General features: G+C 39.4%; 14 protein-coding genes. 12 read left to right on the top strand and 2 right to left on the bottom strand.

The window, feature by feature from the left end; genetic code table 11:
* Nucleotides 1-77: 77 nt before the first annotated feature.
* The gene (locus G8E00_RS15625; protein ID WP_166012458.1) at nucleotides 78-761 is read right to left on the bottom strand and encodes a TetR/AcrR family transcriptional regulator; all 684 of its coding nucleotides are present in this window, start codon (nucleotides 759-761) and stop codon (nucleotides 78-80) included.
* A gap of 207 nt (nucleotides 762-968) precedes the next feature.
* Here G8E00_RS15625 and G8E00_RS15620 point away from each other — a divergent pair, with 207 nt between their 5' ends.
* From G8E00_RS15620 to G8E00_RS15575, 10 genes are all read left to right on the top strand, one after another.
* Entirely contained in the window at nucleotides 969-1,808 is an 840-nt protein-coding gene (locus tag G8E00_RS15620; protein ID WP_166012457.1) for an SDR family NAD(P)-dependent oxidoreductase, read from the top strand.
* A 286-nt stretch (nucleotides 1,809-2,094) separates the two neighbouring features.
* Entirely contained in the window at nucleotides 2,095-3,606 is a 1,512-nt protein-coding gene (locus G8E00_RS15615; protein ID WP_166226133.1) for an amidohydrolase family protein, read from the top strand.
* A gap of 97 nt (nucleotides 3,607-3,703) precedes the next feature.
* Nucleotides 3,704-5,197 carry a porin family protein gene (locus G8E00_RS15610; protein ID WP_166012455.1) on the top strand — a complete coding sequence of 498 codons (1,494 nt, stop codon included), beginning with the start codon at nucleotides 3,704-3,706 and terminating at the stop codon, nucleotides 5,195-5,197.
* Nucleotides 5,198-5,229: 32 nt separating this feature from the next.
* Nucleotides 5,230-6,285 carry an ABC transporter substrate-binding protein gene (locus G8E00_RS15605; RefSeq protein WP_166226130.1) on the top strand — a complete coding sequence of 352 codons (1,056 nt, stop codon included), beginning with the start codon at nucleotides 5,230-5,232 and terminating at the stop codon, nucleotides 6,283-6,285.
* An 11-nt stretch (nucleotides 6,286-6,296) separates the two neighbouring features.
* On the top strand, nucleotides 6,297-7,550 hold the full coding sequence (locus tag G8E00_RS15600) for an MFS transporter (protein WP_166226127.1): 1,254 nt from the start codon (nucleotides 6,297-6,299) through the stop codon (nucleotides 7,548-7,550).
* Nucleotides 7,547-8,389: an ABC transporter permease gene (locus G8E00_RS15595; protein WP_166226124.1), complete on the top strand. Its 843-nt coding sequence runs from the start codon at nucleotides 7,547-7,549 to the stop codon at nucleotides 8,387-8,389. The genes G8E00_RS15600 and G8E00_RS15595 overlap by 4 nt, the downstream gene beginning before the upstream one ends.
* A 2-nt stretch (nucleotides 8,390-8,391) precedes the next feature.
* Nucleotides 8,392-9,249 carry an ABC transporter permease gene (locus G8E00_RS15590; protein ID WP_166226121.1) on the top strand — a complete coding sequence of 286 codons (858 nt, stop codon included), beginning with the start codon at nucleotides 8,392-8,394 and terminating at the stop codon, nucleotides 9,247-9,249.
* A gap of 11 nt (nucleotides 9,250-9,260) precedes the next feature.
* Entirely contained in the window at nucleotides 9,261-10,283 is a 1,023-nt protein-coding gene (locus G8E00_RS15585) for an ABC transporter substrate-binding protein (protein ID WP_227591379.1), read from the top strand.
* Nucleotides 10,284-10,294: 11 nt separating this feature from the next.
* The gene (locus G8E00_RS15580) at nucleotides 10,295-11,125 is read left to right on the top strand and encodes an ABC transporter ATP-binding protein (protein WP_166226114.1); all 831 of its coding nucleotides are present in this window, start codon (nucleotides 10,295-10,297) and stop codon (nucleotides 11,123-11,125) included.
* A gap of 25 nt (nucleotides 11,126-11,150) precedes the next feature.
* Entirely contained in the window at nucleotides 11,151-11,996 is an 846-nt protein-coding gene (locus tag G8E00_RS15575) for an ABC transporter permease (RefSeq protein WP_166226111.1), read from the top strand.
* A 265-nt stretch (nucleotides 11,997-12,261) separates the two neighbouring features.
* Here the strand turns inward: G8E00_RS15575 and G8E00_RS15570 are convergent, their stop codons facing one another.
* Nucleotides 12,262-13,362, bottom strand: coding sequence for a sigma-54 interaction domain-containing protein (locus G8E00_RS15570; protein WP_166226108.1), 1,101 nt, complete (start codon nucleotides 13,360-13,362; stop codon nucleotides 12,262-12,264).
* A 227-nt stretch (nucleotides 13,363-13,589) separates the two neighbouring features.
* On the opposite strand from G8E00_RS15570, the gene G8E00_RS15565 reads away from it, so the two are divergent.
* Together G8E00_RS15565 and G8E00_RS15560 are read left to right on the top strand one after the other, a co-directional pair.
* Complete coding sequence (locus G8E00_RS15565; RefSeq protein ID WP_166012446.1) at nucleotides 13,590-13,805, top strand: TOBE domain-containing protein; 216 nt, start codon at nucleotides 13,590-13,592, stop codon at nucleotides 13,803-13,805.
* A 45-nt stretch (nucleotides 13,806-13,850) separates the two neighbouring features.
* On the top strand, nucleotides 13,851-14,678 hold the full coding sequence (locus tag G8E00_RS15560; protein ID WP_166012445.1) for an ABC transporter ATP-binding protein: 828 nt from the start codon (nucleotides 13,851-13,853) through the stop codon (nucleotides 14,676-14,678).
* Nucleotides 14,679-14,712: the final 34 nt, after the last annotated feature.

The raw sequence follows: 14,712 nt of genomic DNA, 5'->3' as shown, positions 1-14,712 counted from the left end.
AAGACAAGATCAATCATCCATTCTTTTTTTGAGTTTTCAAATCAAATCAGAATGTTAGATAATCTACTTATCTATTATCACTTTGACATTTTTTCAAGCAATGCAAGGAATACCACGCGACAGGATTGCACCACTTCATCTAATGGAAGTTTAAAGCCACCCATCACCCAACGAACAGCAATTTGTGTGACATATCCATTCAGCCCCGTTGCGATGAGTGAAATTTGTTGTTCAGTCAAATGGGTATGCGGCATCATCAGTGTAACAAAGGCATGAATGATCCGATCAAAACGTGCCATAGTTTCTCTGATGGTGGCATGGTTATGAAGCTCTTGCACCAGCATGGCATCAATGTAAATAATACGTGCAGTTCGCGGATCATCTTGCAGTAGTGAAAAGAAAGCATGCAGTCCTGCATCAATCATTTTGAGTGGATCAGGTGAGGCCTGCATAATGGCCTGCATTAAAGTTTGTTGTAAGTTTTCAATCAGCTGTAAGAAAATGGTTTGAAACAAGTTTTCACTTTTCTTAAAGGACTCATAAAAATAACGTTCAGTCAGCTTTGCTTCATTACAAATATCTTTGACCGTAACCGAAAAGAAACCGTGTGTCCCATAAGCCTGAATACCTGCTTCGATCAATTTTTCACGACGAGCCTGTTTGCGTTCAGACAAGGACATTCCTTTGAACTGGCGCTCTTTGCTGGCTTTTTTTATTGAATCTCGTTCTGTTTCTAGATTATTTGATATTTGTTGATTCATAGTTAAAAAACTGTCGTTCATTGCATGCATTTTTCATCATATTAACAATAAACGCTAAGGAAACCTATGTTGTCAAGATTTGCCTATGACAAAACTGCTCAATCTAATCGATTTTAGTGTTATTGACAATAATCATTGTCAAACTTATAGTGGTCAATGTAACGCACATTGGCAATCATTTCGTGCATAAAATGAATAGGAACAACAATGAAAAATTTTAAAAATAAAGTCGCAGCGATTACAGGTGCTGGCTCAGGTATTGGTCAACAATTGGCTGTTTTGTTGGCGAAACAAGGATGTCATTTATCTCTTAGTGATGTGAACGAAAAAGGTTTGGCTGAAACTGTAGAGTTGATTAAAGATCATAGTATTCGTGTGACCACTAAAAAAGTCGATGTAGCCAAACTTGAAGAAGTAAAAGCATGGGCCGCTGAAACTGTGCAAAATCATGGTTCAGTCAATATGATTTTTAACAACGCTGGTGTTGCTTTGGGCTCAACGGTTGAAGGCGCTTCATATGAAGAGCTTGAGTGGATTGTCAATATCAACTTTTGGGGTGTGGTGTATGGTACCAAAGAATTTTTACCATACATTAAAAAAACAGGTGATGGTCATATTATCAATATTTCAAGTTTGTTTGGTCTAACCGCACAACCGACTCAGTCTGCTTATAATGCAACCAAGTTTGCAGTACGTGGGTTTACAGAATCTTTACGCCAAGAATTGGACATCGAAAATTCAGGTGTAAGTGCGCTTTGTGTACACCCAGGTGGAATTCGTACCAACATCGCCAATGCTGCGAAAATGAATGACAGTTTAAAAAGTTTAGGTATGAATCCTGAGAAGTCTGCAAAAACATTTAATAAATTATTGCGTTGCCCACCTGAAGAAGCAGCACGTCAAATTTTAGAGTCAGTACAAAAAGACCGCCGTCGTTTATTGATTGGTAACGATGCTAAAGTGATTGATTTAATGCAACGTGTCCTGCCGACGGGATATCAAAAAGTGACTGCATTTGCCACCAAATTAACCAAACGATTTGAATAATCTATTGTGATCCATAAGCCCGCATTTTGCGGGTTTTTTTATGTGAAAATTTGACTCAAATAGGGATGTATTAGAGTAGTTGTATATTCTAAAAAAAGAAATAAAAATAAAAAAACAAGCTGATTTGAAATAAGCAAGTGTTGATATTTCAACACCAAACACGTCTGAAAACCAACAGATTTTATCGGAATAAAAAAATATTTATTATAAAAATCATGATGTTATATGGTTGGCACGCTTGTTGCGAAATAACTGTGACGAAAATATTAAAAATATAGGAATTTCCATGACAAGTTTACAAGATTTAGCTGCTAAACAATCTCGATCTGCTCAGGTGAAAGCAGGTTTAGATTATCCTGTGATTGACACCGATATTCACACCAATGAATTTAGTCCTTTGCTCGAGGATTATATTGCTCAATATGGTGGTGCGAAGGTCGTCGATACATTCCGTGAGCATTTACAACAGAATGGTTTAAATGTGCTTGCTGCGGAATGGTATAAAGCAACGCCACAAGAGCGTCTGGATAAACGTTTATTCCGTCCGCCATTTTGGGCACTGCCTGCACAGAATAGCTATGACTTAGCGACAGTTTCTTTGCCATCATTGTTAAATGAGCGCCTTGAGGAATTAGGCACAGATTATGCCGTGCTCTATCCAAATGTGTCGTTATTTCCCATTAATTCTGCCAACGAAGACTTGCGCCGTTCTTTGACACGTGCGGTGAATCATTACCATGCAGATATTTATCGTCCTTATGCAGATCGTTTAACCCCTGTGGCTGCAATCCCACTGCATACCCCAGAAGAAGGGATTGAAGAATTGGAATATGCAGTAAATACCTTGGGTCTAAAAACGGCGTTAATTCCAGGTGCTGTACGCCGTCCAGTGAAAGCCATTGCCGACAAATATCCAGACGATCAAGAATTGCGTCGTTATGCATATTGGTTAGATTTCTTTGGCATCGACAGTGAATACGACTACGACCCATTTTGGAAAAAGAGTATTGAGCTCGGGATTAATCTATCGACCCATTCGGGCAGTCAAAGTTGGGTAGCCCGTAATTCTCCATCGAACTACATGTTCAATCATATTAACCATTTTGCCGATGCGTCAGAAGCCTTAGCCAAAGCCTTGTTCTTTGGTGGTGTGACTGAACGGTTCCCACAGTTACGTATCGCACTTTTAGAAGCAGGTGCTGCATGGGGTGCAAATGTATTAACGCATCTGGTCGATCGTTTTGAAAAGCGTGGCAATGACAATGTTCAGCAATACAACCCAGCCAATATTGATCGTCAATTGATTATCGATTTGTATCGTCAACATGGGCAAGAGCTGTTCCGTGGACGTGAATATTCAGACGATCAAATTATTGAAAGTGTCTTTGGAGTGGCCTCTGCATTCCGTTTCCGTGAGCAAAAACCTGAACATATTAATGATTTTGCCTTAGCTAAAATTCAAAACATTGACGACATTTATGATCGTTGGGTGCCAAATTTCTATTTTGGTAATGAGGCAGATGACCGAACCATTGTGGGAGCATTGAATCCTAAGGGCAATCCTTTTGGTAAAAAAGTACATGCGCTTTATTCTTCAGATTCAGGTCATTGGGATGTTCCAGAACTGACTGAGCCTTTAGCGGAGTCTTATGATCTGGTTCGTGAAGGTGCGATTACTGAAGAAGATTTTAAAGCATTGGTCTTTGACAATCCTTACCGTTTCTACACTGCGAACAAACCTGATTTCTTTGCAGGTACACAAGTCGAGCAGAAGTTAAAAAAATTAAAAGCTGCTTAATTTAATCATTTCCCCCTAAACACATTTTCCCCATGCTCATTTTCATGGGGTAGGGGGAACTTTACGTTTTTGGGACGATTTTGAAGTGAAATTGAATATGAAAAAACATGCTTTAACTGTTGCGATTGGGGTTTTACTGAGTACTGCTTCAAGCTTAAGTCTTGCTCAAGAACAATCGCTGAATCAAGAAGTTGAGGCGATTAAACAACAAATAAAACTGTTACAAAATCGATTAGAAGCCGTTGAAACGCAAGCGAAATCAGGGGCAACAAAGTCAGCACCATTGCAAGCTAAAATTAATCATCAAACAACCGACACTGTTGAAGGCAATAATGATGAATCAACAGATGAAGCACTTACAGCTGAAGTAACACCTGCAACGTCAGATGATATTGAAGGCGTGCGCAGTGAGCTGGAAAACTATAAATATGATCAGTCACGTCAATACGAGCGTCAAACAGTCAAATCGGCACGTGATACCACTTTCTATGGAACGGTTCAGTTACGTGCCAATGCACAGGACAATAGCAATTCAGCAAAATCGACCTTTGATATTGGTACGGCTTTAATTGGTGTTCGAGGCAATTTATTTAAAGATTATAACGAAGGTAAAAATCTCGATTATCAATTGTCTTATGGCTTTTCTAAGACCAATGATGGCTCAAATAACAGTAACTTTAACTTACTCGATGCATTTTTACGTTATCACGTGTTTTCCACCAATGCAGGTTTAGAAACACCAAAATTGAATCTGACTCTGGGACAACAACTATTACCTTTTGGTCTAGATGTTCAATCGCCTGAAGATTTACGTCCAACCATTACTACAGCTTCTTCACTGAATTCTCTAGGGTTATTTACTCGTCAAAACGGGTTTATTGCTCGTGGTGATGTAAAACCATTTGTCGATTATGGATCGAATTATCGCGCGCCATTACTCGAATATGCAGTGGGTGTGACCAACGGTAACGGCAGCAACAAATCCGACGATAACAACAGTAAAGACTATATCGGTCGTGTCGCTTTTACTTTGCCAGTGGACTATGCGAGTTGGTTACGTGAACTGAAGTTTGGTGCGTCCTATATCAAAGGCGAAGCCAAAATTACAGGCTCAGGCCTGACCGATAAAAAAGCACAGCGTGATCGTCTTGGTTTTGATGTGTATTACAACCATGCACCGTTTGGTGTGACTTATGAGTATGTTCAAGGCAAAACAGATTATATCGATGCCATTACCCCAGCAATTCGTAATGCCAAAGCAGAAGGACATACGTTTACGGCCTTCTATACCTTGGGCGATCAGTTCTATAACAGTATTAAATCCAATGCAAAATTTGATGATTTTTGGCCGAAGTCAATTCAAGGCTATTACCGTTTTGACACCTACAACCCAAATAAACACGATAAAAATTACTTAGATACAGTCACTAAACGCATTGGTGAATATGACATTCATTCACTGGGTTTGAACTTCTTCTTTGCACAAACCACCAAGTTTCAATTGCAACTCAGTCACTACGCCTATGACGTTGAAAATCAAACGCAGAAAGACACCAACGAAGTTCAAGCCCAATTTCAATACACCTTTTAATTATTTCAATACTTAACTTAAGGATCATCTCCATGAACAAATTGTCTAAAAAAATAACTGCCACCTTCTTAGCGTTGTCTGCACTGGGCTTAAGTTTGCAACTGCAAGCGGCTACACCCAAAGAAATTCGTATTTCGGTATCCAGTGCTGGTGAAGGTGGTAAACCAAAAGTAGGCGGTGCTTATATTGCATCTGCACATTTACGTGGTGTGTTGGAACAAGAATTTAAAAAAGATGGCATTAAAGTCACATGGCTATTTTTCCCAGGTGCAGGTCCGGCAACCAATGAAGCTTTAGCCAATGGTAAAGTCGATTTTGCTACCCAAGGGGATTTACCCTCTATTGTGGGACGTTCTACAGGTTTAAAAACAAAATTATTATTAAGCGCAGGTCGTTTTGGTCCTGTGTATGTTGTGGTGCCAGCAGATTCCAAAGCCAAAACATTGGCAGATTTAAAAGGGAAAAAGTTCGCCAACTTTAAGGGCACAAATGGTCAAATCGTGTTGAACCGTGTACTGGGAAAGTATGGTTTAACAGAGCGTGATTTACGTGTCATTAACCAAGATAGCTATTCATCTCGCACTGCACTATCTACAGGTGATATTGATGGGACGATTATTTCGCCATGGAGTTTAGAAGCACGTGGTGTGGCAAAACGCCTACTGACCATTAATGATCGTACAGTATCGCCACTTTCAAGTTTCTGGGTAACGGAGAGTTTTGAAAAACAATATCCAGAGATTGTGCAGCGTGTGGTGACAACCCTCGTAAAACAGGCGCATTGGAGTTCAGAAGAGGCCAATCGCACCCCTCAATATAAATTATGGGCACAAAGTGGCACACCGTTTCTTGACTATAAAAAAGATTGGGATGGTACTCCGCTTAAAGATCGCATTAATCCTTTGTTAGATGATTTTCATCGTTCTCAAATTGATGATGCAGTTCGTGTATCTAAAAATGCCAAATTAATTCGTCGTGATGTCGATACCAAAACATGGTACGAACCGAAATACTTAAACAACGCGCTCAAAGAGTTGAACCTACAAAACTACTGGACTCCATTTAATGCCAAAGGGCAGGCGAAATAAGGAGTATGAGCATGCAGCCAGTAGAAAACGCCTCTAACCTAGAGCCAATCAGCTTTAAATTTGCCAGTAGCTTTATTTTACTGACCATATTGGCAGGTCTAGGTGTGGGCGTGGCACGTGTGCTGACCTCTCTATATGCCGTGCATATTCAGGCTTCAGAATTTCAGCTTGGACTCATTGCAGCAGCGCAAAGTTTTGGACTGCTCTTTATGGCACTGCCTGTTGGTGTGCTTGTACAACGCTTTGGCTCTTTAAAAATCTTTGCCTTGGGTAGTTTATTGGCTGCTGTGCTGTATAGCTTGCAACTTTTATATTCAAATGCTTGGTATTTACTGCTGATCACAGCATTGGTCAGTTTTGTTTTACCGATGCGTTTTGTGTCCATTCATACCGTTTTTTTAAGTCATTTAAAGCGTTTGGGGCCGGCAAAAGCAGGATGGTTTCGCGGTTCTCATATGATGGGGTTTTTCTTAATTGCCCCAGCACTAACGGTTTTTTTAATTGAACACCTGAACTATAGCGGAGCTTTTATTGGCGTGGCATTTCTTTTCACCATTGCCATGGTTTTTGCTCCAATTTGCTTTGCGCAAAATACAGCGACATCACTCACAGTCCAACCCAAATTTAAGTTCAGTGAGGTAATTGAGCCCCTCAAACTCATTCAACAACACCCACATTTGCGCACCATTTGTAGTTTGGAATTTATGAGCAACATTGCCAATAACTACTTTGGATTCTTCATTGTAGTGATTGCGATTCAGACCTTCCACCTTCAAGAATCCTTAGCCGTCATGCTGTTGACCGTACAAGGCTTGGTGTTTGTAGGGAGTTTATTCAGCTTAGGTGCATTGGCTGAAGTGGTGGGTTATCACAAATTTTATGTGATTGGTCTTGCACTGATTAGCTTTGCTTTGATCAGTCTGAGTGTTGCACATCAATCGATTTGGCTCTGGCCAAGCAGCGTTTCACTGGGATTGGGACTGGGCATGTTGCATATCTCTAATTTTATGTCTTTTGCCAAAGTTGGTGAACAAACCTCAATGAGTAAAATTTCTCCGCTTTTAGCAATGGTTGGTCCCGCAGGTGGACTACTGGGTGGATTAACAGGTGCTGCTTTAGGTCATCACATTGGTCTACAGGCAATTTTTGCACCTATTGGTCTGGCATTTTTACTGCTCACCATTTTTGTGTTTAGAAATGTGAGCTTTCAACAATTTTTACAAGAAGATTCTTCAATCACACAATTACAGAGGCAAGAACCATGAGCCTAACTCAAGTTGAGGCGCAATCGGTAACTTGGCAAAGCGACCGTAGAGCCCTAGATACATTAAAAACTTTATTTTCACATGGATTGAAATGGATCTGTGGAATCGCCTTGCCATTGCTTGTCCTGTGTATTTGGTGGATTGCTGCCAAACAACACTGGTTACCTGAGCAAATTCTGCCAGCACCACAATTGGTATGGAGTACCACCATTGAACTTTGGCAGTCAGGTGATTTGCAATTTAACTTTCTAGTCAGCGCAAAACGCATTTTATGGAGTGTGTTATTGGGCGTAGGAATTGGGCTGGGACTTGGTGCTTGGTTTGCTTTATCAACGCGGGCGCAAAGATTTGTTTATCCGACTATTCAATTGGTTGCTCAATTTCCAATTATTGGCTGGATACCACTATTGATGATTTTCTTGGGCATCGATGAAGCCTTGAAAATTGTGGCGATCTCACTGGCTGTGGTTTCACCGGTTTTGATTGCAACCTTTAAAGGGATTCAGCAAGTTCCACAGCATTTATTGGAGGTCGCAAAGGTTTATCAATTTTCAAAATGGCAGACCTTAAGCAAAGTGGTGATTCCTGCAAGTTTACCTGCAACCATCAGTGGGATTCGACAAGGCGTGATGCAAGCTTGGTTGGCACTGGTCTTTGTAGAACTCTTGGCAAGCAGTGAAGGCATTGGGTTCTTGATGGTTTGGGGACGCCAATTGATGCAAATGGATATCGTGTTTATGGGCATTATCTTCATTGGATTAACAGGGTTTGCATTGGACAGTTTCTTGGCGATTTTTGAGCGTTTAGCACGTTTCTATGCGACTCGAGTGAGGGTTTAATGATGACAACAACACATATCCATCGTGATTCGAAGCTTGAAACAAATACGCTACTCAGTCGTATCGAAAAGCAGAATTCACAGCGATTTCAAAAACTAAAAAATAGAGCAATCCAGATCTCTCAAGCCTTGATTTTACCCGTGATTTTTATTGTGCTTTGGGCAATTGCATCACACCAACTTTGGTTAGATCCAAAACTGATTCCTTCTCCGTTTTCCGTGGTGATTCAAGCAGTGGAGACTTTAACGAAAGCTGAATTTTGGCAAGGTTTCTTTGCAAGCTTGGCACGTAATTTTACAGGTTATGCATTAGGTGCAAGCCTAGGTGTGGCATTTGGTGTTTTATTGGGAACGTCACGCTTTGCAAACTGGTTTTTAGCGCCGAGTTTTAACGTATTACGTCAAGTTTCACTGTTTGCATGGTTGCCTTTAATTTCGACCTTTTTAGGATATGACAATGGTGCCAAAATTTTATTCATCACGCTTTCAGTCTTTTATCCAGTGGCATTACACAGCTTAGAAGGGGTCAGTAGTATTTCGACAAAATACCGTGAAGTAGCACAGGTCTATCAATTCCCAAAGCTGTATACCTATCGCAAACTCATTTTACCCGCAGCGAGTCCGCAAATTTTTGTGGGCTTGCAACTGGGTTTAATTTTTGCGTGGTTGGCAACCGTCGGTTCAGAATTTTTATTGGCAAATTACGGTGTAGGTCTGGGAAATTTAGTGATTCGTGGTCGTGAGCAATTCAATGTACCCCTTATTTTACTAGGCATGTTTAGCATTGGTTTTATTGGTGTAATTTTGAATCGAATCCTTCTTGTGATTGAGCGCCGTGTACTTACATGGCAAAAGGCCTAGGAGAAAAAGTGATGAATAAACATCTCAAATTTTTCAGAACAATATCGCTAGCGCTGATTGCAAGTCTAGGTCTAAGCAGCTGTTCAACCAATCGTGCACCAACCGGCTCGCAAACGATTAAAGAGCTGCGATATCAAAGCTCAGCAGGATTGGTAAATTTACCCGAATTGGCAGCAGATTTGGGTTATTTAAAAGGCGTAAAACTCACTTATGTAGGAACTGTACAAGGTGGTCCTCAGGATCTACTGACCTTAGTGGCTGGAGATGTTGATTTCGCTGCTGCATTTAATGGTGCGGTGGTCAAAGTTGTTGCTGCAGGACTAGATGTCGTTCCTGTAGTGGCTTCTTACGGCAGTGATGAGCAACAGTCCGCAGGTTTTTATGTACTTGAAGATAGTCCAATACATACCGCACGAGATTTTATTGGCAAAAAAGTCGCCATGAATACGTTCGGCGCACATCACGATTTTGTGTTGAAGGATTATCTCGAACGCAATGGTTTAACCCCTGAAGAAATTGCGCAAGTTGAATTGATCATGCTACCGCCAATTACTTCTGAACAAGCGATGCGCAATCAACAAATTGATGTCGCAGTACTCAGTAGCATTACTGAAGCACGAGCACTCAAAAATGGTGGGGTACGCAAAATTTTCTCCGATATTGATTTATATGGACCATTTACCGCAGGTAGTTATTCCATGCGTAAAGACTTTATCGAGCAAAATCCTGAACTGGTGAAGTCTTTTGTTGAAGGTGTTGCACAAGCACAAACTTGGTTGCAAACCACGCCAGTTGAAGAAATTCAGGCACGTTGCAAACGCATTATTGAAGCACGTGGACGCAATGAAACCTTAGCTTTAATTCCTTATTTCAAAGGCTATGGTGTGAATGAGCGTGGTGGCGTGCAAAAAGCAGAAGACTTCAAACCTTGGATCGATTTAATGGTCAAAGACCATAAATTAAAACCGAATGAACTTGATCCGAACACCATTTTTAGCAATCGCTATAACCCATACGTAAAAGATAAAAATTAAGGATTATTCAAATGACTATTGCATTGAAATTGGATCATATCCGCAAAGAATTTCCAGCAAAAACGATTGGTAAACAAGAGCAGCCGCCATTTGTTGCTGTTGAAAATGTGACACTAGATATTCAAAAAGGTGAGTTTGTCTCTATTGTTGGACCAAGTGGTTGTGGTAAATCGACCTTACTCGATTTAATCGCGGGTTTAACTAAACCAAGTGTTGGAGAAATTTTACTGAATGGTAAAATAATTACTGGTCCTGGTTTGGACCGTGGCATCGTATTTCAACAATACGCACTTTATCCTTGGTTAACCTCATTAGAAAATATTGAATTTGGTTTAGAAGCAAAAGGCGTTGATAAAAAAACACGTCGTGAAAAAGCCAATTATTATTTGAATCTGGTGGGTCTATCAGGCTTTGAAAATCATTATCCCAATGAATTGTCAGGTGGTATGAAACAGCGTGTAGCCATTGCACGTAGTTTGGCTTATGAGCCTGAAATTCTACTCATGGATGAGCCCTTTGCCGCTTTAGATGCGCAAACACGTGAAACCTTGCAGGAAGAACTCATCAACATTTGGCAAAGCTCAAAACGCACTATTATTTTTATTACCCATAGTATCGATGAGGCGATTTATTTAAGTCAGCGTGTGGCGATTATGACGTCACGTCCAGGCAAAATTAAAGAAGTGATCGATATTCCTTTAACACTACAAAGTAAACATCAGGATGTGCGCTCTACGCCAGAATATGGACAAATTCGTCATTATATTTGGACGCAACTCAGTGAAGAAGTCATTAAAGCGCAAGCTTTAGAAAAGACCAAACAACTTCAGCACAGCGCATAACAAATAAAAGAAGAGGGTCAATATTATGTCTACAGCAAAAAATCAGGTTTTAACTTATCCTAAAACAGTTTATGTCGCGTCTCAATCGAACAAACCAAAATTTCAATTGAATTGGCTCAGTTCCAGTTTTAAGCGCTCTATTGCCATTATTCTATTTTTAACACTTTGGGAAGTGCTGCCACGTCTTGGTGTGGTGAGTAGCGCCTTTTTACCTTCGCTATCGACTGTAATTCAAACAGGTTGGCAGTTATATCAAACAGGCCAATTGACAACGCATATTACGGTCAGTTTAACCCGTTCAGTGATTGGATTTACCTTGGCATTATTCATTGCTATTCCATTGGGACTTATCATTGGCTGGTATAAATTGGTTGCTGAAACATTGAATCCATTATTGGAAATTTTTCGAAATACAACAGCTCTTGCTTTGATGCCAGTATTTATTCTTTTTCTTGGTATTGGTGAAGTATCTAAAATCAGCTTGTTGGTGTATGCATGCACATGGCCAATCCTTTTAAACACCATTTCAGGTGTACAAAATGTAGATCCGCTCTTAATTAAATCTGCACGAACAATGGGGCTACCTCCCCATAAATTATTCCGCAAAGTGATTTTACCAGCAGCTGTACCGACCATCTTTGTCGGTATTCGTTTAGCGGGAGCAATTTCAGTGCTGGCATTGGTGGCAGTGGAGATGTTTGGTTCAAAAGCAGGCTTGGGTTATTTGATCATCTACTCGCAATACAGCTTTGAAATTCCTCAGATGTTTGTGGGAATTTTGGTGATGACGCTGGTCGGTTTAGCGTTTAACTATGGTTTATTGGCAGTTGAAAAGCACTTTACTTCTTGGAAAAAGACGCCTCAAGAATAAGCCATGATTTAGATTAAAAGAGTATTGAGTAAGATTAAAAAAACAGTGCGATCAGCACTGTTTTTTTTTAGTTAAAAATATATCAATGGAATTTTTTTAAATGAATTTTTATTTTGAATAAAAGAATATTTAAAATAGAAGGTCAATACTTTTATATTGAAATATAAGGAATATCGAGTTGAAAGATAATCATATAAGAATCATATTTTTAAATTATTATATAATCATTTGTTGACATCGAAAATAATGATATGTAAATCTCATTCTATAATAATCCATATTTAATTAAACGTGTTCTGACCACATTGCGGGTTACACCTAACAAACGCGCAGTATGCACTTGGTTATTTTCACAAAAATCATATGCACTACGAATGAATTGTTCTTCTATCAGTTCATTTATGTTCAAATCTGATAATTGTTCGGATGCCTTGAATAACTGCTGAAACGTATTTTTTAACAAAAATTCAGCATCTTGAAGGCTTTGAATATCGTGCTCTGCAGCATTTTCTGGTCTAAGGTTGTCTTTTGACAGCAGTGCCTTATGTTTGGCATTGCTATGAAATAGATTGGAAAAGGAAATACATTCTGGCTCAATCACACCATTTTGACTGACTAAAACAGCATGATGCATAGTATTTTCAAGTTCACGAATGTTGCCTGGCCATGAATGCTGAAGTAGCTTTCGAATAGCCAACGGACTGAATTTTAATGGGGTGGCGTGTGGATTGGTTTGATAACGTTCTACAAAAAATTTAGCCAATGGCAAAATGTCTTCACGACGTTCAGCAAGCTTTGGAATTTTGATTAAAGCCACGTATAAACGATAAAATAAATCCTCACGAAAACGACCTGCTAACACAGCTTGTTCAAGATTTACATTGGTGGCTGCAATGATACGAACATTAATGTGAATAGGCTTTAGTGAACCTACTCGAACAATTTCTCTTTCTTGTAAAATTCGAAGCAATTTTACCTGCATTGCAAAAGACAAATCACCAATTTCATCCAAAAATAAGGTGCCATTATGTGCAGCTTCAAACCAACCAATACGCTGACTAATTGCCCCCGTGAAAGCACCTTTTTCATGTCCAAAAAGTTCACTTTCTGCCAGAGTTTCAGTGAGTGCACCACAGTTCACCGCAATAAAAGGCCCTTTAGCACGATGGCTCAAAGCATGAATTTGGCGAGCTACCAATTCTTTGCCTGTGCCCGTTTCACCAATAATCAAGGCATTGGCATCACTCGGTGCAATTTGTTCAATACGCTCTAAAAGTGCTTTAGAGAGCGGATCTTCAAAAACGGTTGCTGTCGCTCGCTCATAGCGAACAGTGGCGCTTACGCTAGGATGAGTTAATATAGACATATTGTTTTTATTCGATATAAAAATAAGGGTCATAATGGAATAATTAGTTGCGAATAATAAATAATAAATCGATATTTAATTATCGGTTTGTAAGATAAAAGTAATTCTAGAAATATATATACGAATAACAGATAAAAAGTGCATCGATAACTAAATATTAAATCAAGATAAATGATTGCAATAAAATCTTTTATATTAAGAAAATCATAAACAACAGAGTAATCATAATGACAATTACATCAGTCAATGTTCGTAACCAATTTAAAGGTGTTATTCAAGAAATCGTATTAGGCGATGTCGTTTCAGAAATAAATGTGGAAACGAAAGCAGGGCACTTTACTTCAATTATTAGCACCCGTTCAGTCAAAGACCTTGAACTTAAAATCGGTTCAGAAGTGGTCGTTCTCATTAAATCGACTGAAGTTTCACTCGCGAAATTATAAGTTTATGCAATCGCACGTAGACTTACGTTTGAGGAGAATTTAATAATGGCATCACAACATCAGGCAGGTGCGGTCTCGATTCAAAAACTCAGTAAAACCTATACCAATAATAATGAGGATTTGACTGTTCTAGAAGATATCAATTTAGATATTCAAGCGGGTGAATTTATCAGTATTGTTGGGAGCAGTGGATGTGGTAAATCAACTTTATTACGTCTTTTGGTTGGTCTAGAAAATCAATATCAAGGTGAAATTTTAACAGCTGGTCAAAAAATTAAAGGCACCAGTTTAAACCGTGGCATTATTTTTCAAGATCATCGACTTTTTCCTTGGCTCAGTGTCAAAGAAAATATTCGTGTAGCATTGCATCAAAGCAATTTAAGCCGTACAGAAGAAGATAAAATTATTGATGAACATTTGGAGTTGGTGAAACTCACAAATTTTAAAGATGCATATCCTTCGCAGCTTTCAGGTGGGATGAATCAACGAGTTGCCATTGCGAGGAGTTTGGTCAATCGTCCACAAATACTGCTTCTTGATGAACCTTTCGGTGCGCTGGATGCTTTAACGCGTCAAAATCTTCAGGATGAATTACAACGCATATGGCAAACCGAAAAAATCACCATGATCATTGTGACACACGATGTGGAAGAAGCAGTTTTTTTAGGTGATCGTGTTGTGGTGATGCAGCCGCATCCAGGACGTATTAAACGTATTGTGAATGTTCCTGTACCACATCCACGTAAACGAGATGATGTTCGCCTCACCAATATTAAGAATAATATTTTGGTTGATTTTACTGACCCAATTAAAGATGAGTTATTAAAATCAAAAGCACCAGCATCATTCTCAGATTATCAATTTGCTTGGTAAGCTTAATTATCCAGTCAATAAAGTCTGCAAACGC

Source organism: Acinetobacter shaoyimingii (assembly GCF_011578045.1).
GTDB lineage: Bacteria > Pseudomonadota > Gammaproteobacteria > Pseudomonadales > Moraxellaceae > Acinetobacter > Acinetobacter shaoyimingii.
The sequence above is the reverse complement of the archived record's forward strand: the minus strand, read 5'-3'. Positions and strand labels throughout refer to the sequence as shown.

What these genes read in the sequence shown, in the direction of transcription:
- G8E00_RS15625 (WP_166012458.1), bottom strand. Translation starts at nt 761, where the DNA reads ATGAATCAACAAATATCAAATAATCTAGAAACAGAACGAGATTCAATA.
- G8E00_RS15620 (WP_166012457.1), top strand. Translation starts at nt 969, where the DNA reads ATGAAAAATTTTAAAAATAAAGTCGCAGCGATTACAGGTGCTGGCTCA.
- G8E00_RS15615 (WP_166226133.1), top strand. Translation starts at nt 2,095, where the DNA reads ATGACAAGTTTACAAGATTTAGCTGCTAAACAATCTCGATCTGCTCAG.
- G8E00_RS15610 (WP_166012455.1), top strand. Translation starts at nt 3,704, where the DNA reads ATGAAAAAACATGCTTTAACTGTTGCGATTGGGGTTTTACTGAGTACT.
- G8E00_RS15605 (WP_166226130.1), top strand. Translation starts at nt 5,230, where the DNA reads ATGAACAAATTGTCTAAAAAAATAACTGCCACCTTCTTAGCGTTGTCT.
- G8E00_RS15600 (WP_166226127.1), top strand. Translation starts at nt 6,297, where the DNA reads ATGCAGCCAGTAGAAAACGCCTCTAACCTAGAGCCAATCAGCTTTAAA.
- G8E00_RS15595 (WP_166226124.1), top strand. Translation starts at nt 7,547, where the DNA reads ATGAGCCTAACTCAAGTTGAGGCGCAATCGGTAACTTGGCAAAGCGAC.
- G8E00_RS15590 (WP_166226121.1), top strand. Translation starts at nt 8,392, where the DNA reads ATGACAACAACACATATCCATCGTGATTCGAAGCTTGAAACAAATACG.
- G8E00_RS15585 (WP_227591379.1), top strand. Translation starts at nt 9,261, where the DNA reads ATGAATAAACATCTCAAATTTTTCAGAACAATATCGCTAGCGCTGATT.
- G8E00_RS15580 (WP_166226114.1), top strand. Translation starts at nt 10,295, where the DNA reads ATGACTATTGCATTGAAATTGGATCATATCCGCAAAGAATTTCCAGCA.
- G8E00_RS15575 (WP_166226111.1), top strand. Translation starts at nt 11,151, where the DNA reads ATGTCTACAGCAAAAAATCAGGTTTTAACTTATCCTAAAACAGTTTAT.
- G8E00_RS15570 (WP_166226108.1), bottom strand. Translation starts at nt 13,362, where the DNA reads ATGTCTATATTAACTCATCCTAGCGTAAGCGCCACTGTTCGCTATGAG.
- G8E00_RS15565 (WP_166012446.1), top strand. Translation starts at nt 13,590, where the DNA reads ATGACAATTACATCAGTCAATGTTCGTAACCAATTTAAAGGTGTTATT.
- G8E00_RS15560 (WP_166012445.1), top strand. Translation starts at nt 13,851, where the DNA reads ATGGCATCACAACATCAGGCAGGTGCGGTCTCGATTCAAAAACTCAGT.